19 protein-coding genes and 4 tRNA genes are annotated in these 25,706 nt (G+C 36.7%); 8 read left to right on the forward strand and 15 right to left on the reverse strand.

The window, feature by feature from the left end; all coding sequences use genetic code 11:
• Window positions 1–45: 45 nt before the first annotated feature.
• The 4 genes from ABXH06_RS00005 to ABXH06_RS00020 all read right to left on the reverse strand — a co-directional run bounded on the left by ABXH06_RS00005 (window position 46) and on the right by ABXH06_RS00020 (window position 464).
• Window positions 46–122: transfer RNA gene (locus ABXH06_RS00005), tRNA-Pro, on the reverse strand.
• Window positions 123–157: 35 nt separating this feature from the next.
• Window positions 158–233 (reverse strand) — tRNA-His (locus tag ABXH06_RS00010).
• Window positions 234–262: 29 nt separating this feature from the next.
• A tRNA-Arg gene (locus ABXH06_RS00015) sits at window positions 263–339 on the reverse strand.
• A 48-nt stretch (window positions 340–387) separates the two neighbouring features.
• Window positions 388–464 (reverse strand) — tRNA-Pro (locus ABXH06_RS00020).
• Between the two features lie 303 nt (window positions 465–767).
• Between ABXH06_RS00020 and folD the strand changes: the two genes are divergently transcribed.
• Window positions 768–1,622 carry a bifunctional methylenetetrahydrofolate dehydrogenase/methenyltetrahydrofolate cyclohydrolase FolD gene (gene folD / locus ABXH06_RS00025; protein WP_311577292.1) on the forward strand — a complete coding sequence of 285 codons (855 nt, stop codon included), beginning with the start codon at window positions 768–770 and terminating at the stop codon, window positions 1,620–1,622.
• Between the two features lie 90 nt (window positions 1,623–1,712).
• Here folD and cysS read toward each other — a convergent pair whose 3' ends face one another.
• Entirely contained in the window at window positions 1,713–3,125 is a 1,413-nt protein-coding gene (cysS, locus tag ABXH06_RS00030; RefSeq protein ID WP_353516863.1) for a cysteine--tRNA ligase, read from the reverse strand.
• Between the two features lie 148 nt (window positions 3,126–3,273).
• Here cysS and ABXH06_RS00035 point away from each other — a divergent pair, with 148 nt between their 5' ends.
• From ABXH06_RS00035 to ABXH06_RS00045, 3 genes are all read left to right on the forward strand, one after another.
• Entirely contained in the window at window positions 3,274–3,765 is a 492-nt protein-coding gene (locus tag ABXH06_RS00035; protein ID WP_353516864.1) for a peptidylprolyl isomerase, read from the forward strand.
• Between the two features lie 5 nt (window positions 3,766–3,770).
• On the forward strand, window positions 3,771–4,514 hold the full coding sequence (locus tag ABXH06_RS00040; RefSeq protein WP_353516865.1) for a UDP-2,3-diacylglucosamine diphosphatase: 744 nt from the start codon (window positions 3,771–3,773) through the stop codon (window positions 4,512–4,514).
• A 353-nt stretch (window positions 4,515–4,867) separates the two neighbouring features.
• Window positions 4,868–5,869, forward strand: coding sequence for a GGDEF domain-containing protein (locus tag ABXH06_RS00045; protein WP_353516866.1), 1,002 nt, complete (start codon window positions 4,868–4,870; stop codon window positions 5,867–5,869).
• Between the two features lie 122 nt (window positions 5,870–5,991).
• On the opposite strand, the gene ABXH06_RS00050 is transcribed toward ABXH06_RS00045, so the two are convergent.
• Both ABXH06_RS00050 and miaE read right to left on the reverse strand, forming a co-directional pair.
• Window positions 5,992–7,860 carry a DUF885 domain-containing protein gene (locus ABXH06_RS00050; protein WP_353516867.1) on the reverse strand — a complete coding sequence of 623 codons (1,869 nt, stop codon included), beginning with the start codon at window positions 7,858–7,860 and terminating at the stop codon, window positions 5,992–5,994.
• A gap of 111 nt (window positions 7,861–7,971) precedes the next feature.
• Window positions 7,972–8,730, reverse strand: coding sequence for a tRNA isopentenyl-2-thiomethyl-A-37 hydroxylase MiaE (gene miaE / locus ABXH06_RS00055; protein ID WP_353516868.1), 759 nt, complete (start codon window positions 8,728–8,730; stop codon window positions 7,972–7,974).
• Window positions 8,731–9,018: 288 nt separating this feature from the next.
• On the opposite strand from miaE, the gene ABXH06_RS00060 reads away from it, so the two are divergent.
• A complete protein-coding gene (locus ABXH06_RS00060) occupies window positions 9,019–12,624 on the forward strand; it encodes a response regulator (RefSeq protein WP_353516869.1) in 3,606 nt (1,201 codons plus the stop codon).
• A 302-nt stretch (window positions 12,625–12,926) separates the two neighbouring features.
• On the opposite strand, the gene ABXH06_RS00065 is transcribed toward ABXH06_RS00060, so the two are convergent.
• The gene (locus ABXH06_RS00065; RefSeq protein WP_353516870.1) at window positions 12,927–15,131 is read right to left on the reverse strand and encodes a M3 family metallopeptidase; all 2,205 of its coding nucleotides are present in this window, start codon (window positions 15,129–15,131) and stop codon (window positions 12,927–12,929) included.
• A gap of 375 nt (window positions 15,132–15,506) precedes the next feature.
• On the opposite strand from ABXH06_RS00065, the gene ABXH06_RS00070 reads away from it, so the two are divergent.
• Window positions 15,507–16,760, forward strand: a complete 1,254-nt coding sequence (locus ABXH06_RS00070; RefSeq protein ID WP_353516871.1) for a Vgb family protein — start codon at window positions 15,507–15,509, stop codon at window positions 16,758–16,760.
• 93 nt (window positions 16,761–16,853) lie between these two features.
• On the opposite strand, the gene ABXH06_RS00075 is transcribed toward ABXH06_RS00070, so the two are convergent.
• The 3 genes from ABXH06_RS00075 to ABXH06_RS00085 form a co-directional block, all read right to left on the reverse strand.
• Window positions 16,854–17,648, reverse strand: coding sequence for an alpha/beta fold hydrolase (locus ABXH06_RS00075; protein ID WP_353516872.1), 795 nt, complete (start codon window positions 17,646–17,648; stop codon window positions 16,854–16,856).
• 223 nt (window positions 17,649–17,871) lie between these two features.
• Window positions 17,872–19,077 (reverse strand): alginate export family protein, encoded by a 1,206-nt coding sequence (locus ABXH06_RS00080; protein WP_353516873.1) that lies wholly within the window; start codon window positions 19,075–19,077, stop codon window positions 17,872–17,874.
• 401 nt (window positions 19,078–19,478) lie between these two features.
• Window positions 19,479–20,117, reverse strand: coding sequence for an ANTAR domain-containing response regulator (locus tag ABXH06_RS00085; protein WP_311577349.1), 639 nt, complete (start codon window positions 20,115–20,117; stop codon window positions 19,479–19,481).
• A gap of 371 nt (window positions 20,118–20,488) precedes the next feature.
• Between ABXH06_RS00085 and ABXH06_RS00090 the strand changes: the two genes are divergently transcribed.
• Window positions 20,489–20,770, forward strand: coding sequence for a hypothetical protein (locus ABXH06_RS00090; protein ID WP_311577352.1), 282 nt, complete (start codon window positions 20,489–20,491; stop codon window positions 20,768–20,770).
• Between the two features lie 226 nt (window positions 20,771–20,996).
• Window positions 20,997–21,596, forward strand: a complete 600-nt coding sequence (locus ABXH06_RS00095) for a Yip1 family protein (RefSeq protein ID WP_311577355.1) — start codon at window positions 20,997–20,999, stop codon at window positions 21,594–21,596.
• Window positions 21,597–21,679: 83 nt separating this feature from the next.
• Here the strand turns inward: ABXH06_RS00095 and purF are convergent, their stop codons facing one another.
• From purF to folC, 4 genes are all read right to left on the reverse strand, one after another.
• Entirely contained in the window at window positions 21,680–23,197 is a 1,518-nt protein-coding gene (gene purF / locus ABXH06_RS00100; protein WP_311577358.1) for an amidophosphoribosyltransferase, read from the reverse strand.
• Window positions 23,198–23,216: 19 nt separating this feature from the next.
• Entirely contained in the window at window positions 23,217–23,705 is a 489-nt protein-coding gene (locus tag ABXH06_RS00105) for a CvpA family protein (RefSeq protein ID WP_311577361.1), read from the reverse strand.
• Between the two features lie 84 nt (window positions 23,706–23,789).
• A complete protein-coding gene (locus tag ABXH06_RS00110; RefSeq protein WP_311577364.1) occupies window positions 23,790–24,422 on the reverse strand; it encodes an SPOR domain-containing protein in 633 nt (210 codons plus the stop codon).
• An 8-nt stretch (window positions 24,423–24,430) separates the two neighbouring features.
• A complete protein-coding gene (gene folC / locus ABXH06_RS00115) occupies window positions 24,431–25,693 on the reverse strand; it encodes a bifunctional tetrahydrofolate synthase/dihydrofolate synthase (RefSeq protein ID WP_353516874.1) in 1,263 nt (420 codons plus the stop codon).
• Between the last annotated feature and the right edge of the window lie 13 nt (window positions 25,694–25,706).

Genomic DNA, 25,706 nt, shown 5'->3' on the forward strand with positions numbered 1-25,706 from the left:
CTATTGTATTTAATCAGGATAATGTTGAGATAAACTTTGTAGAAGTGGTCGGTGATGCAAGATTCGAACTTGCGACCCCTTGGACCCAAACCAAGTGCGCTACCAAGCTGCGCTAATCACCGATATATTCTATTTTTCATCGAAGGTAGAAGAAAAATGGGGTGGCTAATGGGACTTGAACCCACGACAACCGGAATCACAATCCGGGGCTCTACCAACTGAGCTATAGCCACCATAATTTCTTTGGCACGCCTGTGTTATATGGCACGCCCTAAAGGATTCGAACCTTTGACCCACGCCTTAGAAGGGCGTTGCTCTATCCAGCTGAGCTAAGGGCGCACAGTACCTTATAACAGGTTACTTTCAACTTTTTATAAAAAAAGAAAGTGGTCGGTGATGCAAGATTCGAACTTGCGACCCCTTGGACCCAAACCAAGTGCGCTACCAAGCTGCGCTAATCACCGACATTCGTATAATCACAAACTTTAAAACATGCTTGCTTTCAACGGGTGCGGATATTACCTAGTTGGCTGTTCTGCGTCAAACGTTTTTTACAAATAAATGTCCGTTCGCTCACTTTTACAGCAACCTTTACTTATCGTGAAACTATTTGGTTATTATTAATACTAACAACTAAATAATAGACGAATTAACTTTTACCTCAAAGATGATAACCAATATCTATAACATATCAAAAAATTCACCTACACCTACGATTGAATTTATGAGAAAATGCGTTGTTTTTTCATATCGACACCTTAGGAATTATGACTGCATCACTTATTGATGGCAAAGCCATCGCTCAACAATTAAGAACTTCGGTTAAAGAAAAAGTTAGTGCACGAGTAGCACAAGGTTTAAGAGCTCCGGGTTTAGCCGTTATTTTAGTCGGTAGTGATCCTGCTTCAGAAGTGTATGTCGGCAGCAAACGTCGCGCTTGTGAAGAAGTAGGTTTTGTTTCTCGGTCTTATGATTTGCCGGCATCTACAACAGAAGCAGAGTTATTAGATCTTGTATCCACATTAAATAATGATGATGAGATTGACGGAATTCTTGTACAACTCCCCCTACCTGTTGGTTTAGATGCAAATTTAGTGATTGAGCATATTGCTCCCAATAAAGATGTTGATGGTTTTCATCCTTCTAATGTTGGCAAGCTTGCCTTACGTTTACCAGGATTAAGACCTTGTACGCCTAAAGGCATTATGACGTTAATTCAATCTACCGGAGTGAAGCCTCATGGTTTAGACGCTCTAGTCATTGGTGCATCAAATATTGTTGGCCGCCCGATGACCTTAGAATTATTATTGGCTGGTTGCACCATTACTACGACACATCGTTTCACTAAAAACTTAGAAGAAAAAGTACGTAATGCTGATTTAATCGTGGTTGCCGTCGGTAAACCTAAATTCATTCCTGGCGAATGGATAAAAGAAGGTGCAATTGTTATCGATGTCGGTATTAATCGTTTAGACAATGGAAAACTAGTTGGTGATGTTGATTTTGATGTCGCGAAAGAAAGAGCCTCTTTTATTACCCCAGTTCCAGGAGGTGTTGGCCCGATGACAGTAGCTAGCTTAATTGAAAACACGTTAATAGCTTGTGAAAAATTCCATAGTTAGTCGCCGCCACTAAATCTAAATTAACCTCATAAAAAAACCAGCATATTGCTGGTTTTTTATTACTTATAATTAACCTTCAATAAATAATGACTACGCTTTACGCCAGGTGGTTTTTCCTGCGCTGTCTTCTAAAATAACGTTCAACGCTTTTAGTTTATCGCGCGCATCATCAGCGCTAGCCCAATCTTTATTAGCTCTAGCATCATTTCGCTGCTTAATTAAGGCTTCAATTTCTGCAACCTCATCATTATCACCACCGCCTTGAAGAAAGCTAGCAGGATCTAGTTGAAATAGACCTAAAATGTTTCCTAATGCTTTTAAGTTACCAGCAAGATATACACTTTCATTAGAACTGAGTTCATTTTTCGCTATTAAACTTTTTGCATGATTAAGCTGCTTAGCTAAATCAAATAACACTGACAATGCTTGCGGTGTATTAAAGTCATCATCCATTGCTTTGATAAACGCCAAAGCATGCGGTGATGATTTATCAAGTTGAAAACCTGTTGGTACATCAACATCACGTAATGCGGTATATATACGTTCAACAGATGCACGTGCTTGCTCTAAATTTTCCGTAGAATAATTTAGTTGGCTACGGTAATGCCCCGTGGTTAAAAAGAAACGTGTGGTTTCTGCATCATACTGTTTCAATACATCACGAATGGTAAAAAAGTTACCAAGAGATTTAGACATTTTCTCTTGGTCAACCTGCACCATCCCCGTGTGAATCCAATAATTCACGTAAGGGGTATCAAGTGCACAACAACTTTGTGCTACTTCATTTTCGTGATGCGGGAATTGTAAATCTGAGCCACCACCATGAATATCGAAATGTTTACCTAACACTTTGGCATTCATTGCCGAACATTCGATGTGCCAACCGGGACGACCAGCTCCCCATGGAGAATCCCAACTTGGCTCTTCTGGTTTTGCCGATTTCCATAAAACAAAATCCATAGGATTACGTTTTGTTTCATCGACTTCAACACGAGAACCTGATTGTAGTTGCTCTAAATTTTGGCCACTGAGTTTGCCGTAATCTGCATAGCTTGAAACATCAAATAACACATCGCCTTGTTCATTATCGCCAGCTATGTAAGCATGTTTTTTGGCGATTAACGTTTCGATCATTTCAATGATCTCTGGCATATGAGTTGTCACGCGCGGCTCAAGATTAGGGCGAGCCATATTTAATGCATCAAAATCTTCATGCATTGCAGCAATAGTACGTTCGGTTAATTGCTCGGTTGTTTCATTATTCTCAATGGCACGATTGATAATTTTATCTTCAACATCCGTTATATTGCGAATGTAATTAACGTCGTAACCAGAAAAACGCAGATAACGGGCAATATTATCAAAACTAATATAAGTTCTCGCGTGACCAATATGACATAAGTCATAAACAGTACAACCACAAACATACAAACCTACTTTACCGGGTTGAATTGGTGTAAAAATTTCCTTTTTACGGGTTAAAGTATTGTATATCTGTAACATGAGGTTGTCTGACTCCGAATTGAAAAGAATAATTTGAGATAAAATTTTCGATAATTGTACCCGAACTATTAACTATGGTCATCACTTCCCTTTACAGATTCTTGCTTTAGGTTACAATTCCCACATTATTTCTTATGAGTACATTAAAATGATCACATTTAAAACGACACTAGGTGATATCAAAATTGAATTAGATTTTGACAAAGCCCCCATCACCGCTAAAAACTTTCAACAATATGCTGAAGATGGCTTTTATAACGGCACTATTTTCCATCGAGTGATCAAAGGCTTTATGGCGCAAGGCGGTGGGTTTTCATCAGGTATGGGCGAAAAAGAAACCCGTGAATCGATAGAGAACGAAGCAAGTAATGGTTTAAGCAATAAACGTGGTACGTTAGCGATGGCTCGTACACAAGATCCACATTCAGCATCGGCTCAATTTTTTATAAACTTAGTGGATAATAACTTTTTAGATTTTAAAAACGAGTCTGTACAAGGTTGGGGTTACTGTGTTTTTGGTGAAGTGGTAGAAGGCATGGACATCGTTGATAAAATGACCTTAGTTGATACTGGTCGTTTAGGTCATCATGATGACGTACCAAAAGAAGAAATTCTGATTGAAAGCACGATTGTAGAATAAGTATCATGACAACACCTGATAAATCAGCCGTGACTTATTTCATAGCTGATTTACATTTAGCACAAAACAGGCCTGATATTACGGCCTGTTTTTTATCATTTTTAAAAAACGAAGCGGTAAACGCTGAAGCTTTATATATTCTCGGCGATTTATTTGAATATTGGATTGGCGATGATGATACGAGCGATTTTATTCATGAAATTGCTGCCGCCCTAAAAAGCCTTGCCGATAAAAATATTCCTATTTTTTACATACATGGTAATCGCGATTTCTTGTTAGGAAAACGCTACGCGAAAATGTCAGGCATGACGCTTTTACCGGAAGTCACTTTAATCGATTTATATGGTGAACCCGTAGTTATCATGCATGGTGATACTTTATGCACACGAGATGTCGACTATCAAGCATTTCGAAGAAAGTCTCGTTCGTGGTGGTGGCAAGCAATCATTAAAAGTTTACCCTTGTTTGTGCGAAGAAAAATAGCAGAAAACTACCGCTCGCAAAGCGCTGCCGCTACCGCGATTAAATCACAAGATATTATGGATGTTACTGAATCTGAAGTGGTGACATGCCTAGAGCAATATCAATCTCAAGTGTTAATCCATGGACATACCCACCGACCTGACACGCATCAACTAACCGCTAATAGTCTCCCAGCTCAAAGAATTGTTCTTGGTGATTGGTACGAACAAGGGGCTTGGCTTAAAGTAACACCTCAAAAAAAAGAACTGTTGTATAACCCACTATAAAGACGAAATGATTCACAATAATGCGTATCCTGTTGTACATATAACCTAAACGCACAAGCTTTTCATTTTTATACAAAAGTATAATTTACCTAACGACAAAATTCATCTAGACTATAAAAATGCTATTAGTAAGTTAGTGAGTTGTTAAAAATTAATTAATAGCAAAACGAGTATATAAGGAAGTTACGCTCATACTTAGCATTACTCATAGTATCCATTCTTCCTTACCAACAATGTAAATGATCCGTTCAATCATTTTTATAGAGTTTGGTTGTCGCTTATAAATGTTAACTGTTATCGGTAATAATTTTATCGTTTGTTGCCAAAGTTAGAGTTATTTTTAAGGAAGAGAAATGAATACTCAAGATACTTATCCCTCTGCTGTCAAACTTAGTGAAGAAACAATTAAGTTCCTCAGTAATTATGAAGTGGCGCCTACACCAATAAATTTTTCCGTCATTTATTATTATTTATCGAAAAAAGATGAAAAAATGAATCTTTTACTTGATGAATATATCAGTTGGAATGGCTCATTAGACGCCGTATTTATTGAATCAATCTTTCTCGAGTTTTTTTCAAATTCTGAAGATGTTGAAAAAGTATTTTTTACCCCTTTTGAAAACACTTTAACATCTACAATAGAACAGTTAGAGCGCCAAGCGATAAATGGCGAACAAATCACCAAAAATTTCAAAAAAGCGGATCGCGTACTCGCAAATTCTGATCAAGCCAATTCATTAAAACCGCTAGTGAATTTTATCAATTCCACTTTAATAGATTCCCAACAACAGCATAGCGAGCTGGCCTGTGAGCTTGAAAAAACTTATAAGCAAGTGAATCAATTGAAGTCACAATTAAAAGCCTCTCGAGAAGAAGCCATGCGAGACTCACTTACGGGGTTATACAATCGTCGAGGCTGTGAAGAAAAACTGAAAGATTTAACACTTGAAAGCACACATAGTTCTGTTTCAATTGATATTGATCATTTCAAGAAATTCAATGATGATTTCGGGCATACTATTGGTGATAAAGTCATTCAAAGAGTCGCCACTACCATTGAAGAACATATTAGTGCAGATGACTTTGCTGTACGCTTTGGTGGTGAAGAGTTTATGGTGGTATTAGCTAATAAAACTAAAGAAGAAGCTAGAAACATTGCCGAGAAAATTCGAATTGCTATTACAAATTTGAAATTAAAGAAGAAAAATTCGAATACCTATTTACCCTCTATTTCCATCTCAGCTGGTATCGCTGAATATCAAGAGTATCAAAATTGGAAGTCAGTATTTGAATTGGCTGATTCTGCGCTCTATCAAGCGAAACACGCGGGAAGAAACTGTTGTGTAGTTTTATAGGTGTTAATGCAAAACACGGTTATTTATCGCAACAAAAAAGTCAGCAATTACGCTGACTTTTTTACACTTAGCTATGAAATCACAAGTAACCGTATGATTTATTTATCAAGTTAACAATAAAATCAGCTTGTTTTCATGCTATCGATCCAATTGGAAACACGTAGCTCCAATGCTGATAATGGCAAAGCACCACCACTTAATACGGTATCGTGAAAACCTCTAATATCAAATTTGTCACCTAACATTTTTTCTGCAAGTGCTCTCAATTCCATTATTTTTAACATACCTATTTTATATGACGTCGCTTGTCCTGGTAATACAAGATAACGTCTAACTTCAGAAACAATCGCTTCTTCAGCAATAGGTGTTTTTTCTTTAAAATATTCAATCGCTTGTTGTTCAGTCCAACCTTTGGCATGCAAACCTGTATCAACAACCAACCTTACTGCACGCCACATTTCATTGACTAATCGGCCAAAATCAGAATAAGGGTCTTGATAGCCCCCCATTTCTTTGGCTAATAGTTCGGCATATAACCCCCAGCCTTCACTATAAGCAGTAAAGTTAGCTTGTGTTCTAAATTGAGGGATTGAGGTTAGCTCTTGCGCAATAGAAATTTGCATATGATGGCCTGGATTACCTTCATGATAAGCCACCCCTTCCATTTCATTTTTTGGCATTGCACTCATATCTGAAAGATGCGCATAGTAAACACCGGGTCTTGAACCGTCGGGGGTACCAGGAAAGTAATGTTGTGCAGCCCCATCTTGCTCTCTAAAAGGCTCTACACGTTTTACCACTAATTCAGCTTTAGGCAAAATACCGAAAAAATTTGGTAGTTGTTGATTAATTTCCGCTAAGTGTTTTTCGGTTTCGCTAATATAACCCAACCTTCCTTCATCTGTATTAGCGAAGAAAAACTGCTCATCAGTTTTAATGAAAGTAAAGAAGTCTTGTAAATCTCCTTCAAAAGCTACTTTGTCTTTAATTGCATTCATTTCAGTTGTAATACGAGCAACTTCTGAGAGCCCTAAACTATGAATTTCATCAGAAGTTAAGTCGGTCGTCGTTGAAGCTTTTAACATGAAATTATAAAAGTTATCACCATTAGGCTGACTCGACACCCCTTTTGAGTTAGCATCGGTATTGGCTAAATCTTTTTTGAACCAGGCAATGAGTGCTTGATAACTTGGCAAGAAACTATTATTTAATGCTGATTTTGCTTGCTCTTTAAGTTCTGCAGCACGTTTATCATCTATCTTGTTACTTGCAACTAAACTAGCAATTTTTCTTTGCGCATCAGCCCATAAAGGCACATCGTTATCACTTTCGACAAAAGGTGCACCATCAATTAAATTATTTGCTTGCTCAATAACTCCTTGATAGGCAAAACGAGGAGGTCTAACACCTTGACTAGCATTGACTTTAGCTCGAGCTAATAATTGTTCAATTGCCTTGGCCACGCCAGATATACGCTTATTATACGCTATCATATCCTGTTCATTTTCTACTTTATGAAAATTGATCAGAAATTGTGCGGCAAATGCCTGAACACCATTAAACTGGGTGAATATATATTGATTATGTTTATACTTTTGACCCGCTAACGCTTGCTCATATTGGTGTAACCAAACGCCATAAGAAGTTTTAGCTTCATCATCTAACTTTTCAAAATCAAACTGACTTTTTAAATCTTTTACCGTTTGTGCTTGCCACTCTAGTTGCTTTTTTTCTGCCGCTTCTGACATATCATCAACTTGATCATACTTTTCTTTTCGCCCTAAAAACGTCAACATCATTGGGCTCATTTGCAAACTTTCTTCATATTTAACGGCAAACCATTCATTTAAACGTTCACTTTCCGAAAGCGAAACTTCCTCAATGCTTGATATTTCCTTGGCAGTTGAAGCTTTGCTAGTGTCTTGTGAGGTAGAATTAGGCTGGCAGGCTGTTAAGAGACCTAATGCAACTAAGGTTAGTGCTATTTTCATGTATTCATTCCCTATTTTATTTTTATATCAGCGGTAAAAAGGCAAGCGGTTCTGTTCAATCCTTTAAGATAATAAACAGAACTTAGAAAAAATGCGAACATGTGGCAAAGTTCAAGCAGGTGAGCCACTATGAAACTTAAAATCATTGTCTGGAGAAGAAATTAAATCGGCTTCTATTTCCGCAAAAAATTGTATGCGTTCAGAAATATCTTGTCCTGATATTTCTTCTGCTAAAGTTAAATAATCTTGATAATGTCTTGCTTCACTGCGCAATAAAGAGAGATAAAAATCTCCTAATCGTTTATCAACATGCGGTGCTAACATTGCAAACCGCTCACAAGAACGCGCTTCGATAAAAGCGCCGACGATTAACTTGTCAACTAATGCGTCAGGCTCAAAAGTTTTCACATTGCGCAGCATGCCTTTTGCGTAGCGACATGGCGTAATACTTCTATATTCAACACCATACTCATCCATAATTTCTAACACTTGATAAAAATGATGTAACTCTTCTTTGATTAACACCACCATTTTATCGATGAGATCTTGACCGTATTTTGAATCTGACTTTGGGATCACCGCTTTGGTTAATTTGTTTTTCAATGGTAATTCCCGCCAATCCCCTTCCCGTTTATAAATAAACGTCTCAAAAGGTTCAAGCCACGCTAACAAGGCGTTCGCACTTTCTTTATCAACCGCATATTTACGAATTAAAAACATTGCACTTTGCGCAGCCTTTAACTCACAAATTAAGTGATCAATTAAAATTATGGCTAAATTTTCTTTCTTTATCGCTTCATCAATCCACGCTTGCGGGGTTGGACATTTTAGAAAAGATAAAATTGGCGTTAATAATTCCTGAGTCGACATCTGTGATCATTTTTCTTTTTAACTTAACAGTATGCGCCAATTTTATCATACGCTTTATAGCTTCACGTCATTTTTTTATATTAAATTGGACTTAAAAATATAACCTCGAATAACACTAAAAAATAACAAAGGCATCACAGTTTTCTTTTTGTCTTACCTTCAAATCGCACTAATGATAAAAATTTAAATTATGTTTTTCACATTAAACTTATGTTAAAAATATAGCTAATACATTAAAAAACAAACTAAAAATAAACTATTGTCTTTAGTTATACTAATATGAGTATTATGAATTTAAGAACTTACCTCTATTGTTTTTTCATTGCTGCCTATTTATGCAGCCTTAACGTATTAGCAGAAGAAGAAACAAACAAAGACAATATTCCTTTACATATCATTGCCCTAGAAAACAATTTTCCTTTTAGTTTTAGGTTACCCAATGGCTCTCCAAGTGGGCTGTATGTTGAGTTTTGGCAATTATGGGCAACAACTAACAATATCCCGATTAAAATATCATTGCTTTCTCTTGAAGAAGGTTTGCAATTAACCAAACAAAAAAACACCTTGCACGCAGGGTTATTTAAAAATAATGAGCGAGAACAGTGGTTAGACTTTACTTCACCTATTCATAATGTTCAGACCGGCGTTATTTACAAAAGAACTTTTGATAAATCCACGAAACTCAGTGAACTTGATGGAATAAAAATATCAACTAAACGCCTGAGTTTTCAAGAAGCTTATGTGCAAAAGAAATATCCCAATATTGACTTTGTTCAACACGAAAACTTTAATCAGGCGATCACCCGCTTATTAGCTGATACCAACAATGAAGTTCAAGGTGTTATCGCTGAATTACCCCATGCCATGGCAGAATTAGCAAAAATGGGGGTTAGTGGCGTTTTCGTTATTTCAGATGAAGTAATATTATCTAACAATGTTTATGGCTTAATAGCAAAAGGACAACCAACATTATTATCAAAAATAAATAAAGGCATCGACAGTATTCCCGTCGAAAAAGTCGTGGCGTTAGAAAAGCAGTGGTTCCCTACCCTAAAGCCATTTTTTGATTCATTACCGCATGTTCCATTATTAACCGATGAAGAAAACCGATGGTTATCTGAAAATAACCAATTCAGTTTAGGAGTTGACGTAAATTGGGCCCCTTTTGAATTTTATGATAATAAAGGTAACTACAGTGGTATTTCAGCTGATTATATCAAGCATGCTGAATCTCTTCTTAAAGTAAATTTATCTCCTCAAAAAAAGTTGTCTTGGTCACAAGCTTTTGACGAGTTTAAACAAGGTAAAATAGATGTAATGCCGGCTATTTTTTATACCGACGAAAGAGCTAAAAACATCAACTTTACAAACCCTTATTTTGAAATATCCTTGGTACTAGTCAGTAAAGCGAATGCGTTTTATGCCGAAAGTCTAAGCTCACTAGCCGGTAAAAAACTTGGGTTAATCACCGATTATGTCTATGACGAACTTATTCAACAACAGTATCCTAATATAGAATTAGTCAGTGTTAAATCTGTTGAAGAAGGATTAAAGCTATTGCAAACGGGGAAAATAGATGCCTTTATGGACTCTATTGCCGCTATTAATTATCAAATCAATAAAAATAAAATCAACGATATTATCATCACGGCATTTACCCCATACAGACTTGAGTTAACCATGGCGGTTCGTAAAGGGCTTGAACCTCTGATCCCTATTTTAAATAAAACGTTTCTATCTATGTCAGAAAAGCAACGTGCCGCCATCGCAAATAATTGGTTATCTATTCATGTGCAATCAGGTGCAAATATCACGACGATTCTTTTTTGGTCGCTACCAACCCTCGCCTGTTTAATCGTGATTATTTTCTTCTTTTATCGAATGAACCGCCGTCTAAAGAAAGAAGTGTCTATTCGCCAAGAAAATGAACAGCAATTAATTGCGACACAACGTGATTTAGCCGCTCAGAAAAAAGCAATGGACGTACATTCGCTCGTTTCAGTTTCAGATATCAAAGGAAATATAGTCTATGCAAACGACAAGTTTTGCGCGGTTAGTGGCTATACTCAACAAGAACTAATAGGTAGAAATCATAGTTTACTAAAGTCGGGGCAGCACCCTTCTTCCTTTTGGCGCGGCATGTACTTGATTGTTTCAAAAGGTGGTCATTGGAATGGTGAAATTTGCAATAAAACTAAAGCTGGCGAACGCTTTTGGGTTGATACAACTATAGTTCCATTCTACAACAATGAAAATAAACTGACCGGTTACATTTCAGTACGAACAGACATTACCCATCAAAAAGAAGCCATATCACGTTTAGCTGAAGCAAAAAAACAAGCGGAAGTTGCAAATGAGTCGAAAAATGAATTTTTAGCAAACATGAGTCACGAGATCCGTACACCAATGAATGGCGTAATAGGAATGACCAACCTTTTACTTGATACCGAATTAACCCAAGAACAAATTAACTTTGCTTCGACCGTAAAATACAGTGCTGAATCTTTATTAATTATCATTAACGATATTCTAGATTTCTCCAAAATTGAAGCGGGTATGTTAGATCTTGAACCACTTGAATTTAATTTAGGCTTATTATTACATGAACTTGGTAGCAGTATTGCTTTTCAGGCTCACGATAAAGGCCTGGACTTTATCTGCCCTGGCAATAGCATGTCCAAGCAGTCTTATATCGCGGACCCTGGTCGTATCAGACAAATACTCAATAATTTAATCAGTAATGCTATTAAATTTACTGACAAAGGTGAAGTTTCTGTATTTTGTCATGTCGTTGAACAGTCAAAGCAACGAACTAAATTATGCTTTGAAATTAAAGATACTGGCATAGGGATCAGTAAAGAGAAACAGCACCACCTTTTTGAAAGGTTTAGTCAAGCAGACAATTCAACGACTCGCAAGTTTGGTGGCACAGGGTTAGGTTTAACTATCAGTAAACAATTAGTTGAACTGATGGGTGGAGAAATTGGTGTAAAAAGCAGCCCAGGAAAAGGCTCAACATTTTGGTTCACATTAAATGTTGAAAATGCCAACTCCACTGTATCTAAAGAAACTTTAGTTAGCTTACAAAATCAAAAAATCTTAATCGTCGATGACAACTTAACAAACAGAACTTTATTAACACAATTATTAAATAAATGGCAGGCAAAAAACAGCGCTGTTGATTCAGGTAAAAATGCTTTAATAATACTTAATGAAGCGGCAGATCAAGGCACTCCATTCCAAATCGCTATTTTAGATATGCAAATGCCTGAAATGGATGGTGTTCAGTTAGGAAAAGCCATTAAAAACAGTAAAAAATTGGCAGATACACGCCTAGTAATGCTGACTTCTCAAGGGCTAAGAGGCGATACCGATACACTCAAAGCTATTGGCTTTAATGGTTATTTAAATAAACCAATTGATGAGACAATTTTGTATAAAACACTAAAAAAAGTGTCGGGTGTGCATGCTTCTGATAAAAAACTGACGAACCATTTAACTGCTCATCAAATTCCTCAATTTCAGGCTAGAGTACTCGTTGTTGAAGATAACGCCATCAATCAAAGAGTAGCGCAAGGCTTACTGGAAAAATTCGGCATACAAGTTGATCTAGCAGCAAATGGCAAAGAAGCGTTAACGTCTTTAAAAACGTTACCGTTTGATTTAGTGTTAATGGACTGCCAAATGCCAATAATGGATGGTTATGATGCAACGAAAAAGATACGAGAAGAGCACTCAGAAGTACTTAATAGAAAAATTCCAATCGTCGCGATGACAGCAAACTCAATGAAAGGAGATCAAGCTAAATGTATTGCTGTGGGAATGGATGATTTTATTTCGAAACCTGTTAACCCGAATAAATTGGAAGAAGTTTTAACCCGTTGGTTAAAATAGAATAACTAGGCCGATTCATTTAAAGTACCGCTTTTTTAAAAGCCTTCATTTGCCATTACTCACTCACAATAGTGCCTAAATTAATTCAAAAAAACGCGGTTAAGGTTACCCTGCTATGCTGTGTACCTTAGCAGGCAAGATTAACATGCTGAAATCTTATTTCTTGCTCCTATTTCGCAATAACTATCAAAAGTAAAAATCGAGATGAATTGACGTTCATGACACATATAAAAAAGGAGCGATTATTCGCTCCTTTAAACTTAGTGGTTAACGGCATTAATCAAAACCGTTTTCTAATAAAGTTATTTACTTTCATTTGGCACAGGAAAGCCACGTTTTTTCAAGATATACTTAACTTCAGGGTCACGACCACGGAATTTACGATACGCTTCTTTACGATCTGTTTCGTTACCTGTCGCTAATATCACAGAGCGGAAACGTTCAGCGGTTTCTTTATCCCAAACATTTCCTGCTTCTTCAAACGCTGCCCATGTATCTGCATCCATAGTTTCAGACCATAAATAGCTGTAATATCCTGCTGAGTATGAATCAGAAGAGAACAAGTGATTGAAGTGTGGCAAACGATGACGCATAACAATCTCTTTTGGCATATTAATTTTATTCAAGGTTTCACGCTCAAAGGCATCTGGATCAGTAACCGGCTCTTCGCGATTGTGCAACATCATATCGACAATAGCTGAGGATAAATATTCAACGGTGGCAAACCCTTCATTAAAGGTTTTAGATTTATTGATTTTATCCACTAATGCTTGCGGCATTGGCTCACCCGTTTCAGCATGTTTTGCGTAATTATCTAAAATGTAACGAGTCAGTAACCAGTTTTCATTTACTTGACTAGGATATTCCACGAAATCTCTTGGTGTGCCACCTAAACCTGGGTAAGTAATGTCATAGTTTAAGTAATGTAACGCATGACCAAACTCATGGAACAGGGTTGACGCATCATCAAGACTGATAAGTGTAGGTTGACCTTCACCGCCTTTAACAAAGTTATTGTTATTTGACGCTAACACATAACGGTTTTTACCGCCTAAATCATGCTGACTACGGTAAGTTGTCATCCAAGCACCGGAGCGTTTCCCCTCTCTGGCAAAATTATCAAGGTAGAAAAGTCCAATGACTTTATCACCACGTTTTACCTCAAACGTGCGCACTTCTGGATCAAAAACAGGCACATCACCCGTATTCTCTTTAAATGACATACCATATAGCTTACCTGCCGCATCAAACATCGCATTCACCATGTTATCCAGCTTAAAGTAAGGTTTAATTTCCGCTTCATCTAAGTCATATTTTGCTTTACGGACTTTTTCCGCATAAAAGCGATAATCCCAAGGGGCGATGGTAATATTTGCGCCTTCAGCATCTGCCACTTTCTGCATGTCAGCCACTTCTTCTTTTACACGACCAATTGCAGCAGGCCAAACTTTCATCATCAGATCCATAGCTGCTTCAGGATCTTTGGCCATTGTATCGGCCATGCGATAATGAGCGTGAGTTTTAAAACCTAACACTTTAGCGCGCTCAGCACGTAACTTTAAAATTTTCGCGATAGTGGCATTTGTATCGTTAGCATCACCATTATCACCACGATTAATATAGGCATTATATACTTTCTCGCGTAAATCACGTCTGGTTGAGTTTTGTAAGAAAGGTTGCATAACTGAACGAGTATTTTTCAGTGCCCAACCTTTTTTACCTTGTGCTTGTGCAGCACCCTGAATTGATGAAATAAAACTTTCAGGTAATCCTGCTAAATCAGCTTTATCAGTCAAATAAATATAGGTTTCTTCATCTGCTAATACTTTATTTGAAAATTCGTTAAAGGCTTTTGCTAACTCAGTATTAAGCGCAATAAGCTTTTCTTTATCATCACCTTTTAATAGAGCACCATTTCTGACTAATTGTTCATAATTACGCTCTACTAAACGTAATTGTTGCGCATTTAAATTCGCTGTTTTTCTGTTGTCATAAACCGTTTTCGTTTTTTCAAGTAACTTAGGGTCAAGCGTTAACTCATTAAAAAATGCGGATACTTTCGGCATCCATTCCCCTTGAATCTTACGCACTTCTTCATTGGATAAATTGCTAGAATGTACCCCCCAAATAGAGAACACTTCATCTGCGACGCTGCCAGCAAGTTCCATTGGTAAGGTAAAATTTTCAAAAGTTGCTGGTGCAGGATTATCGCGAATTACATTAATTTCTGATTTAACTCTTTCCATAACCGCTTGAAAGGCACCTGGAAAATCAGCAACGTTAATTTTATCCCAAGCAGGAACACCATCATAAGGTCCTTGCCAAGTTTGCAATATACTATTGTTTATTACGGCTGCGCCTTTTTCTTTCATTGCTGCAACTTTATTTTTGGCATTGGCCATTGTCTTTCCATGATCGTCAGCTATTGCTGGTGTGGCTGCTATGCCTAACATCGCAGCACTAGAAACGCTTAATAAGAGTTTCCGGCTTAAAATAGTGAATCGCATTGATACCTCTCTAAGTAATTAGCCTTTAAAATTTGGCCTTAAAAAAACGCCATAGGCGCATTCAGTAATTATTGAGAATAAACTATGCCAATGACCGTTACAATAACTGAGATCCGTTAAAGGTGTTTCTAAACATGTCTGGTTTGACATGGAAGTAAACATTTTTGAACATAATCCTCGTCTTATGCTTTAGGGTTTTAACGAGTAAAGACTCACAGCCCAACACTTAAAAAATCAATCTTAATAAAGAAAGCGAAAATGATATGTAAATTGGTGCTCAATCTTCATTCGATTGAAATTTTTCAACTATCATTGAAACTTCAACGACCATTGAATAAGCTTGAATAAATGTTCAATTTTACTAGGAGAGTTTCCATGCGTATTCGTATTTTATTAAAATCGATTTTGTCTGGTATTGCGTATTTAATTGGGGTAGCTAGCGTTAATCAAGCATTGGGAGTAGAACTTATCGAAGATAACGAGCAGTTGAAAGGTAAGGCGTTAGTTGAGCAATATTGTACCAGCTGCCATCGCATCAATATGATCACCCGCAGCTCTGGTTACAGTGTTAAGGATTGGAAACTCTTAACCCGCACCATGATTGATTTATCAAACCAACCGAAAATTGAACAGAAAATTTTTAACTATTTAGCAACACACTACTCGCCAAATACCCTACGTACTCCTACTCTCCTCGGTGGTGATACAAAAATTAGCTTTACTCAATGGCAAACGCCTACTTTAGGTCAACGATCACGTGACCCTATCGAGGCCGATGACGGGACTATTTGGTGGGCGGGTCAACGGGCAAATTTAATTGGTCAAATTAATCCCAAAACAGGTGAAATGAAAGAATACTTTTTGCCAGATAACGCCATGCCCCATTCAGTTACCACAGATCAGGCTGGTAATATTTGGTATACAGGCAATAAAAACGGCAGTGTTGGCAAATTAGATATTAACTCCAAAAAAATCACAGAATATAAAATGCCGGATGAAAATGCTAGAGACCCTCACACCGCGATTTTTGACGATAAAGGCATATTATGGTTTACCTTACAACACAGTAATATGATTGGCCGATTAAACCCTGAGAGTGGCGATATAAAACTTGTCACCATGAATGCACCTCGCTCAAAACCTTATGGTATTAAAATAGATAAAAATGGTACGCCTTGGGTGGCTTGTAACGGTAGAAATTGTTTAGTTAAAGTTAATCCCAAAACCATGAAATTAACCGACGTGATGTTACCAAATGAAGCAACGCGTGTCAGACGTTTAGATATCGCCAGTGATGGCATGATTTGGTATGTCAATTCATCACAAGGAAAATTGGGGCGGTATAACCCTTACACAGAAGAAATAAAGGAATGGCCATCACCTAGTGGCAGCAAATCGCACCCTTATGCAATAGCCGTCATAGATAAGATGGTTTGGTATAATGAATCAGGTATGCGACCAGATGCCTTGGTTAAATTTGACCCAACAACTGAAACATTTCAAAGTTGGGCAATTCCTTCAGGTAAAGTATATGCCGGTATTATCAGACATATGCGCGCTACTCGCGATGGCGATTTACTAATTCATCAAAGTAGCACCAATAAAATTATTAGAGTAAATATTGAATAAACAAACGCTAATTCGTTTATAAATCGCTCAGTTAGAATCCCTTTATTATCATCCGTGGGATATTAACTGAGCGATAAAATCAACTGATTATCGCTAACTTTGCTGATCGATAAACGCAATGGAATGCTCATTAAAGGCTGCCGGATTTTCAACGTTACATACATGTCCACAACGTTGAATAGTGTGCAATAAACTATTTTTATGCTGTTTAACCATGTCTTTGACGGGGCCAAGAAACATATGATCTTCTTTACCCATAATATATAAAATAGGTATATCGATTTCCTTTTCTTTAAAGTATTGCATTAAAGGATTTACTTCCATGGCTAATTTAAACCAGCGAAGAAACTCTTTTTGGCACAACCGTTTCGCTTCTCTAACGAACAATAATCGCGACTCTTTATGACGTTTTTTCGGCATCATAATAAAAGCAAATAACCGATATAACCACATATATGGCACACAATATTTAAAAGCATTACCTAAATAAACCAACGAGTTACTGCGAGTATTAAAGCGAGTAATTGCCCCACCAAGCACCATACTTGAAACATATTCTGGGGCTATTTCAGCTATGTTACGTATGATGATAGTACCTAATGATATCCCGACAAAGTGTGCATGTTTGATCTGGTTATAGTCCAAAACATCAATAATGTCTTCTGAAACACGATTGAAAGAATAATTATTATCGACAAACGATTTCACTAAGTTAGTTGATTTTCCATGTCCGCGAAGATCTAACAGAAGAATATTATATTTTTTCTGATATGCTCTGATTTGCCTAAACCAAATAGCAGAACTACCACCCGCACCGTGGATAAACACCACCCAAACTTTACTGGTTTTATGTGGGTAAATGGTATGAAAAAGAATTGATTTTTCCATCAACGAAAACGACCTACTCGAGATAAATGACAACTTAAGATCTTAAGTATAACGAATTATCAAACATTCTGAGAGTAAGTTTTTAAAAAACTAGCCTCCACCACACTAAATAAAGTAGTCGCTTTAATAAGTAGCTAAAAAAAGTGATAAAGAATACTTTATCACTTTTTATAACCTAAATTTTATTTTCCGCTTAATAGCTAAATATATTGGTTAAAATTCATTAAAATTTAGCGCTGATCCATAACCAAAGTTTATCCGTATCTACTTTGCCTGTTGCTACATCACCGGCAGAATAAGCTGAATATTTAATTCCTGCAGTATAATGTTTCGAAAACTTTTTAGTATAAACCGCATTGATTTCTGAACCAAAATCATCAACAGTATCACTTGCTTTATCGGCATTAAAATTATGATAAATAACCGCCCACTTCCCTTCCAACACCTTACCACTAAGACTGGCATATAAATCAGTTAACCCTTCTTTTGGCGTTGTTAAAAATTGATCCGACCAACCATTAAACTTATGTAATGTCGCTAATGGTGTAGAAAAGCCATACATACCTTCATCAGAACCAAGTAGTTCATAACCAACTTTTAAGCCTAAACCTGATACATGTGTGCCAAGTTCAGCAGATAAATAATGACTGGAAAAGCTCGTTCCTGCACTCTCAGTATCTTGTAATGCATAGTCGAATGAATACGTGAATTTTTGACTGTCGAACTTACTCGCACCATTAAAGCGTATTCCGTATGTATCAAGGGCATTGTCAATATCATTATCAATTTCTAGTAGATAGCTATACGCAGTTACCGTTCCTGCGCCTGTTTTGTAACTGGCATTGATTAAATGATCTTTTGAATCGATATCTTTAGCATCAGCAAAAATTCGATTTCGTTGCGTTATATAGGCGTACTTCAACGATAATTTTTCTGATGCTTGATAATCAAAGCTAATACCGTCGAACGTTTGTCTATCTTGTCGCCAGCCAACGTGACCAACAAATCGATGGTTATCCATGGTGATCACTTGACGACCCAGTTTTGCGGTAAAATTTGCTTGTTTGTATTGTAAAAGCATCTGATCAAGCTCGGTTGTTTCTGGATCGGCAATCACTGAATAATCATTATTTCTACCTAAGGTATTTTTATAATCATTTATACCTAAAACATTACGTGAATCTTCAAATTCTACCAATGACGAAAAGCCATTCACTGCTTTGCTAGCATAGCTTAATCGGGTACGTAACGTTAATGCACTTGCCTTTTTTAAGGCGTTATCTTGGTCAACACTTTCATAGCGTAAATTTAAGTCAACGGTTGCTTTGCCATTAGCTAAAGCAGTAGAAATATCATTTGCCATAACTGTCGTTGAATATGAACTCGCTAATGCTACAGCAAGATATAAAGTGGTTTTATTGAGTTTCATGCGTTATTTCTCTTTAGGGTTTTATTAAAATTCTTGCCGCTGATATTCATCAACAAAGGCACTGTTCTTTTAGTTATTATTTAATCTAAGCGCCTGTTAATTAATACGATAATAATGAATATACTGAACTGAGCTCTTCACTTGAAATATATCGATTCCTGACACTTTTGTGAGTTGTTTTTAGATCCGCGTATATTGAATAATTGAATATTATCATCGTTGGATTATGGCAAAGGATGATCACGATCAAGATATTGTTCTATTGTTTTTATTAATTAAAACAAGGTTATAAATTCTTGTATCCATAGCATATTGCATGAATTATATTTTTTATTTACAACCTTACTTTCCTAATAAAATTACTCGAAAAAATTAAATACGTTGCTCAATGACCATAAAAATTATGATCTCGCTGGCGATAACAACTGACAAACATCAATAATATTTTTTGCCACTATTGCTATTGAACAACTTTGATCGAGTGCCATTTTTCTTAGTGTCTTATGTGCCTCATTCGCACTCATTCGTTTTTGCTCCATCAGTAAATTTTTCGCTCTATCAATATACTTTTTGCTTTCAAGTTGCACTTTTGCTTGTTTCAATTCATTCCGTAAAGATTGCTCAGCTTTAAACCTTTCATTTGCCACTGAAATAATACTTTGGATTCTTTGCGGTAAAATCTCATTCACCACATAAGCACTGACTCCTGATTTAATCGCTTGTTGAATAACATTAGGTGAATCATTTTCAGAAAAAATAACAATAGGCAAAGGATGTAATTTATTTACTTCCGCTAAATTTTTTAGCACTTTATCACTGGGTGAATCTGTCACTAAAATCAATACTTCCGGAGAACATGTATCGATCAATTCCAAAATATTGTCACTGGCCGAAATATGTTTTATTACGTGATAACCAAAATCAATTAATGCTTTCTTTAACACTGAATGATTACTTGGGTGTTTTTCGATTAACATTACCGTGATTGATTTTTTCGCAAATTCAATCGGTAATATTTTATTTTTTAATGTTTGTTTCATAGTATGTCTCAATTGAGTTACCTGAATGTGTTCCCCATATATTTAAATATGGCATTACCTTTGGTATACAAAATCCGCACCATTATGAATAACCAATAAATATCAATAGGTTAAATAAATTTAACTCAAATAGGACAACGCGTTGCACCAAAATAAAAGTGCAATTGAAATAAAACAAACCAATTCACAAAATATTTGAATACGGCTGTTTATCACGCATAGATAGTAAAATGACTGACAGTTAAATGAATCATCAAACGAGGGTAATTAACACGGTAATATCGCTAGCGGCTTAACTATTCACTGAAAGTTCCGTAATATAAAACAATGTTTCCTGTTCAGATCATCTCAAATCAATAATTGAAAACGATATGTCACCAAAAAATAATATTAAAAAGCTGATTGATAAGCACCAAGACCTTGTTCATAGTGAGCATATAAAAGTTAAATCTCATGTACAGCGCGAGGAAGACGATTGGGTATTGAACACCATCATGATCGAGAATATTGATGTACCTTTTAAATATAAGCGAAAAAAGTTATATCGTTCGTTAAAAGGGCAACGCGTCAATATGACGTATTACCCAAGTTCTGAAACCATCGCAGGCTTTAATATTGAAGTGATGAATGTAGTCAGGATTAAGCTCAGTTAATAGTATTTTTAACTATATAAAAATTACATTTTTGCTCTTTTGATTATAAAAATATCCGTTTTTTTAAATTTCTTGGCTAAATTTCAATCTCTTCTTGACGTACGCTTTCAGTTATTTCATAAATAAGGTATCAACTATAAAAAAATAAAAAAGTTGAACGTAGATGTTGGAGCGGAAAATCAATCTCCGCAAACAACATATTTTGGGGACAGCAAGAGGTAATATTATGATCTTAAATCATATCTGGGGGCTTTATGCTCATCCAAAAGAAGAATGGCAAACCATAGAAAAACGTCATGAAAGTTTAATGTACAGTTTTGTCCATATACTAACAATTGCCCTGATTCCAGCAATTTGTAGTTATTATGCTGCCGCGCATATTGGTTGGACTATAGGAGCTGGAGATGCGATAAAAATATCTGAATCAAGTGCATTAGCAATGTCTGTTGCTATGTATGCTGGATTAGTGATTGGCGTATTTGCACTCGCTTATTTGATACAATGGATGGCAAAAACATTTGATGCAAAACCCGATTTCACACAAGCACTAGAACTTGCCGCTTATACAGCGACACCATTGCTAATGGTTGGTCTAACGGCACTTTATCCAGTGTTATGGTTTGTTACTTTAGCAGGTTTAGCTGCGCTTTCTTATTCCGTTTATTTACTCTACTCGGGGATTCCTATCATGATGAATATTCCAGAGGAAAAAGGCTTTATCTATGCAAGTTCAGTGGTTACCTGTGGCTTGGTATTATTAGTCTCACTAATGGCGATTAGCGCAATTATGTTTGGAATGGGCTTTGGTACTGAATATATTTCATAGCTCAATGAGCTAATCCTAAAGAGTAAGCACAAAAAAGGCACCTAAGGTGCCTTTTTTAATGAGCTAATAACACTTAACAGTCGTTATTCAGCACCTTCATTGTGCATATCAATAATTGAATCTGCATTTTTATCTGAGGTTTCTTTTGTTTCGTTATTACGCAATGCATCTAATCTTTCTAAATAACCTTGATCGATATCTTGTGTAACATATTGGCCATTAAAAACTGATGTTTCAAATGCTTTAATATCAGGATTCGCAACCGATACTGCGCTGACTAAATCTTCGATCGTTTGGAATATAAGTTTATCGGCACCAATTAAATCACAAATATCGTCTAATTCACGGCCATGAGCAATTAACTCTGTTGCACTTGGCATGTCGATACCATATACATTTGGAAAACGAATTTCAGGAGCTGCAGAGGCAAAATAAACTTTTTTAGCACCTGAGGCTCTAGCCATATCAATAATCTGCTCAGAAGTTGTGCCACGAACAATAGAGTCATCTACCAATAATACATTTTTACCTGCAAACTCAGCACCGATAGCATTAAGCTTTTGACGAACAGACTTTTTACGTTGCTCTTGTCCTGGCATAATAAAGGTTCTGCCAATATAACGATTTTTTACAAACCCTTGGCGGTAAGGTAAATCTAATGTTTGGGCAATTTGTAAAGCGGTATCACACGATGTTTCAGGGATCGGAATAACTACATCAATATCTTCATCCGCCCATTCTTGCTTGATTTTAGCCCCTAATTTTTTCCCCATTTCAACACGTGATGCATAAACAGATATTTTATCCATAGTAGAATCAGGGCGAGCAAAGTAAACATATTCAAAAATACACGGACTAAACCTAGGATTCTCTGCACATTGTTTGCTGAAAAACTGACCATTTTCAGTGATATAAATTGCTTCACCTGGTGCAACATCACGAACAAACTCAAAATCACAGGCATCTAAGGCGACTGTTTCAGAAGCAACCATGTACTCAGTGCCTTTTTCGCTTTCTCTTTTACCAAAAACAAGAGGACGAATACCATTAGGATCACGAAATGCCACCATGCCATTGCCAATCACTAATGCAACGGTTGCATAGGCACCACGAACACGTTGGTGAACATTAGCAATAGCAGTAAAAATATCATCCGGTGTTAACGTGAAGTTACCGATACTTTGTAATTCATGACCTAAAATATTTAGTAATAATTCAGAATCAGAAGTTGTGTTTACGTGACGACAAGCTTCTTTATAAAGCCATTCTTTCAATTCTTCAGCATTAGTTAAGTTACCATTGTGCGCTAAAGAAATACCGAAAGGTGAATTGGCGTAAAAAGGTTGTGCTTCTGAAGAACTCGACGTCCCCGCGGTTGGGTAACGGATATGGCCGATACCAATATTACCTTGTAATCGCAGCATATGACGCGTATGAAAAACGTCTTTAACTAAACCATTGCCTTTTCTTAGGCGAAAGGTGTTATTTTGAATCGTTACAATTCCTGCAGCATCCTGACCGCGGTGCTGTAGAACTGTTAAACCGTCATATAAATATTGACTTACCGGTGTATTACCAACAATACCAACTATACCACACATGGTGTTTTTCTCCGCCGAACTAAGCTTGTTTTAGAAAACTGGATGATTGTTTGAGGTATTCAAAAAACCATTCAATTATTAATTTGAATTCTGGGATTAACTGCGAACTTTGCCACCAATCACTTGATGTTGACGGAGTGAATGCATCCATAAAGAATAATACTGCACTTACGATCAATACCCCTCGTAGGGCACCAAAGACAATCCCTAATACTCTATCTGTACCTGATAGGCCTGTTTTGGTAACCAATTGACCAATAACGTAATTAACTAAGGCCCCTAAAATTAAGGTTGTTATAAATAGAATAGTAATTGCTGCGCCATTGCGCAGGAAAGGATCAGAAATATTAGTTAATAACGTGGCAAGTTTGGCATAGAAAGTACTCGCGATAAAAAAGGCACTGATCCAAATAATTAGCGACACAGCTTCTTTGACAAAGCCACGAACTAAACTAATTAAAGTGGAAATACCTATGACAGCCAAAATGGCATAGTCTATCCAAACCATAAATCGAGAGTTCTCAATTAAATTAACTAATAAATAGTGGCGCGCATTCTAACAGAACCACAAGCAATTTAGCTAATATTTTTATTATCTAGTTGGTGTAAATCGGGCAACTTTTCCTTGCACATTAGTTAACGTCTTTAATGCAGGGATTTTTTTCTCAAGACTGCTTTTAATTAATTCAGGTCCAACAAACACTTTCGTTAAGGTTCCATTTTTAGTTTTAATCGGTCGTGTAAAAACGGTATAGCCAGCTGCTTCTAGCTTTTTTACTAGTTCATTGACATTTTTCTTATGCCTAAAGCTACCAAGCTGTATTGCCCATGCTTGTTGAGAAACTGCTTTTTCCGGCATACTTTTTTTCACCACAGCTTGTGGCTTCACTTCATCGGTTTTAACACTCGCTAAAGGCTTTTCATCATTGAATGCTTTATTTTCTTGCACCCCACTATCAATAGCCGCAGTTGGTATGTCTTTATCTCCAGCATCGTCATCTAGCGCTATTTCTTCACTTATTTCGTCTTTGGGCAAACCCGCTAGTTTGTCATTAGGAAATGATTGGTTTTGCGGCTTAAAGTCGACTTTCGGTGCGGTTGGAATTTTATCAAATTCTTCTTGGTAGGTTTTTTTATCGCCATCAAGTACATCAGGTAAAAAAATAATCGCAACGGCTGCAACTATCATAGTACCGACTAATCTATTTTGAAAAGGTGTAGACAAGATAACTCCTAATTTAAAAAACCTTTAACTTGAGCAACAGTAAAAAATGATCCAAAAACAAGGATTAAATCACTTTCTTTAGCTTGTGAAAGAGCCATTTTATAGGCATCAATGACATTGTCAAAAGTTAATATTTGATTCGTGCTATTTGATATGTGGCTTTTGAGCTGTTCCGCATTAGCGCCTCTTGGCATATCTAGGCTTGCCATATACCAGCAATCAACTGCAGCCAATAATGGATTGAGCGTATTAAAGATATCCTTATCCGCCAACATTGCAACCACAGCATGAACTTTTGTCGCTGACAATAAAGGGATTTGTTCGACTAAGTATCGTGCAGCTAATGGGTTATGGCCAACATCTAGCATAATTTTACAATGGCCTGCGATCAATTCTGTTCGACCTGCAACTTTAGTCGATGTTATCAATGATACAAGTTTTGTCTCATCCACATTAATTCCAAGTAATTCAAGCACCATAATCGCGGTAGCTATATTATCTCGAGGAATAAAGGGTTGAGGTAAACGGTTAAAGGTATAATTATGACTTTGCCAACCCCAACCATGAGTGAGTTCGTTAAAATCAACATTAAAATCTACACCTCGAATATATACTTGTGTGTTAAGTTGTTTAGCATGTGCTAGAACAGATTGAGGCGGATGTTTATCACCGATAACTACGCGTTGGCCTGCCCGCATAATGCCGGCTTTTTCAAAACCAATGCTTTCTCTATTATCGCCAAGGAACGCTTGATGATCTAAATCTACCGTGGTGATCACAGCAATGTCTGCATCAATAATATTGGTAGCGTCAAGTCTGCCACCTAAACCAACTTCTAGAATGGCGAAATCAGGTTTTTCAACCATGATAATAAGTAAAGCTGCTAAGGTTGTATATTCATAATAAGTTAACGAGATATCACCACGCGATTGCTCTATGTTTTCAAAAGCAAGGATAAACGCTTTATCATCGACATCTTGTTTGTTAATGCGTAAACGTTCATTAAACTTTTCAATATGGGGAGACGAATAGACAGCAACTGAGCGATCTTCAGCTAATATAGCGTTTTCAAGAAAGGCACAAGTAGTGCCTTTACCATTAGTTCCTGCCACGGTTATAACCTGAGTAAATTCAAACTCAATAGCTAAATTTTCAGCAACCTTTGATATGCGCTCTAGACCCATATCAATTTCTGTACTGTGAATACTTTCTAAATAAGAAAGCCACTCATCGAGATTTCGACTTGAGTGGCTTTGAACGGTTTCTTTCATAAATGTATTGGAC

The organism is Thalassotalea sp. SU-HH00458, from assembly GCF_040362795.1.
In the GTDB taxonomy this organism is placed as follows: Bacteria; Pseudomonadota; Gammaproteobacteria; order Enterobacterales; family Alteromonadaceae; genus Thalassotalea_H; species Thalassotalea_H castellviae.

Coding starts and splice junctions, on each gene's coding strand:
- folD (WP_311577292.1), top strand. CDS start 768: ATGACTGCATCACTTATTGATGGCAAAGCCATCGCTCAACAATTAAGA.
- cysS (WP_353516863.1), bottom strand. CDS start 3,125: ATGTTACAGATATACAATACTTTAACCCGTAAAAAGGAAATTTTTACA.
- ABXH06_RS00035 (WP_353516864.1), top strand. CDS start 3,274: ATGATCACATTTAAAACGACACTAGGTGATATCAAAATTGAATTAGAT.
- ABXH06_RS00040 (WP_353516865.1), top strand. CDS start 3,771: ATGACAACACCTGATAAATCAGCCGTGACTTATTTCATAGCTGATTTA.
- ABXH06_RS00045 (WP_353516866.1), top strand. CDS start 4,868: ATGAATACTCAAGATACTTATCCCTCTGCTGTCAAACTTAGTGAAGAA.
- ABXH06_RS00050 (WP_353516867.1), bottom strand. CDS start 7,860: ATGAAAATAGCACTAACCTTAGTTGCATTAGGTCTCTTAACAGCCTGC.
- miaE (WP_353516868.1), bottom strand. CDS start 8,730: ATGTCGACTCAGGAATTATTAACGCCAATTTTATCTTTTCTAAAATGT.
- ABXH06_RS00060 (WP_353516869.1), top strand. CDS start 9,019: ATGAATTTAAGAACTTACCTCTATTGTTTTTTCATTGCTGCCTATTTA.
- ABXH06_RS00065 (WP_353516870.1), bottom strand. CDS start 15,131: ATGCGATTCACTATTTTAAGCCGGAAACTCTTATTAAGCGTTTCTAGT.
- ABXH06_RS00070 (WP_353516871.1), top strand. CDS start 15,507: ATGCGTATTCGTATTTTATTAAAATCGATTTTGTCTGGTATTGCGTAT.
- ABXH06_RS00075 (WP_353516872.1), bottom strand. CDS start 17,648: ATGGAAAAATCAATTCTTTTTCATACCATTTACCCACATAAAACCAGT.
- ABXH06_RS00080 (WP_353516873.1), bottom strand. CDS start 19,077: ATGAAACTCAATAAAACCACTTTATATCTTGCTGTAGCATTAGCGAGT.
- ABXH06_RS00085 (WP_311577349.1), bottom strand. CDS start 20,117: ATGAAACAAACATTAAAAAATAAAATATTACCGATTGAATTTGCGAAA.
- ABXH06_RS00090 (WP_311577352.1), top strand. CDS start 20,489: ATGTCACCAAAAAATAATATTAAAAAGCTGATTGATAAGCACCAAGAC.
- ABXH06_RS00095 (WP_311577355.1), top strand. CDS start 20,997: ATGATCTTAAATCATATCTGGGGGCTTTATGCTCATCCAAAAGAAGAA.
- purF (WP_311577358.1), bottom strand. CDS start 23,197: ATGTGTGGTATAGTTGGTATTGTTGGTAATACACCGGTAAGTCAATAT.
- ABXH06_RS00105 (WP_311577361.1), bottom strand. CDS start 23,705: ATGGTTTGGATAGACTATGCCATTTTGGCTGTCATAGGTATTTCCACT.
- folC (WP_353516874.1), bottom strand. CDS start 25,693: ATGAAAGAAACCGTTCAAAGCCACTCAAGTCGAAATCTCGATGAGTGG.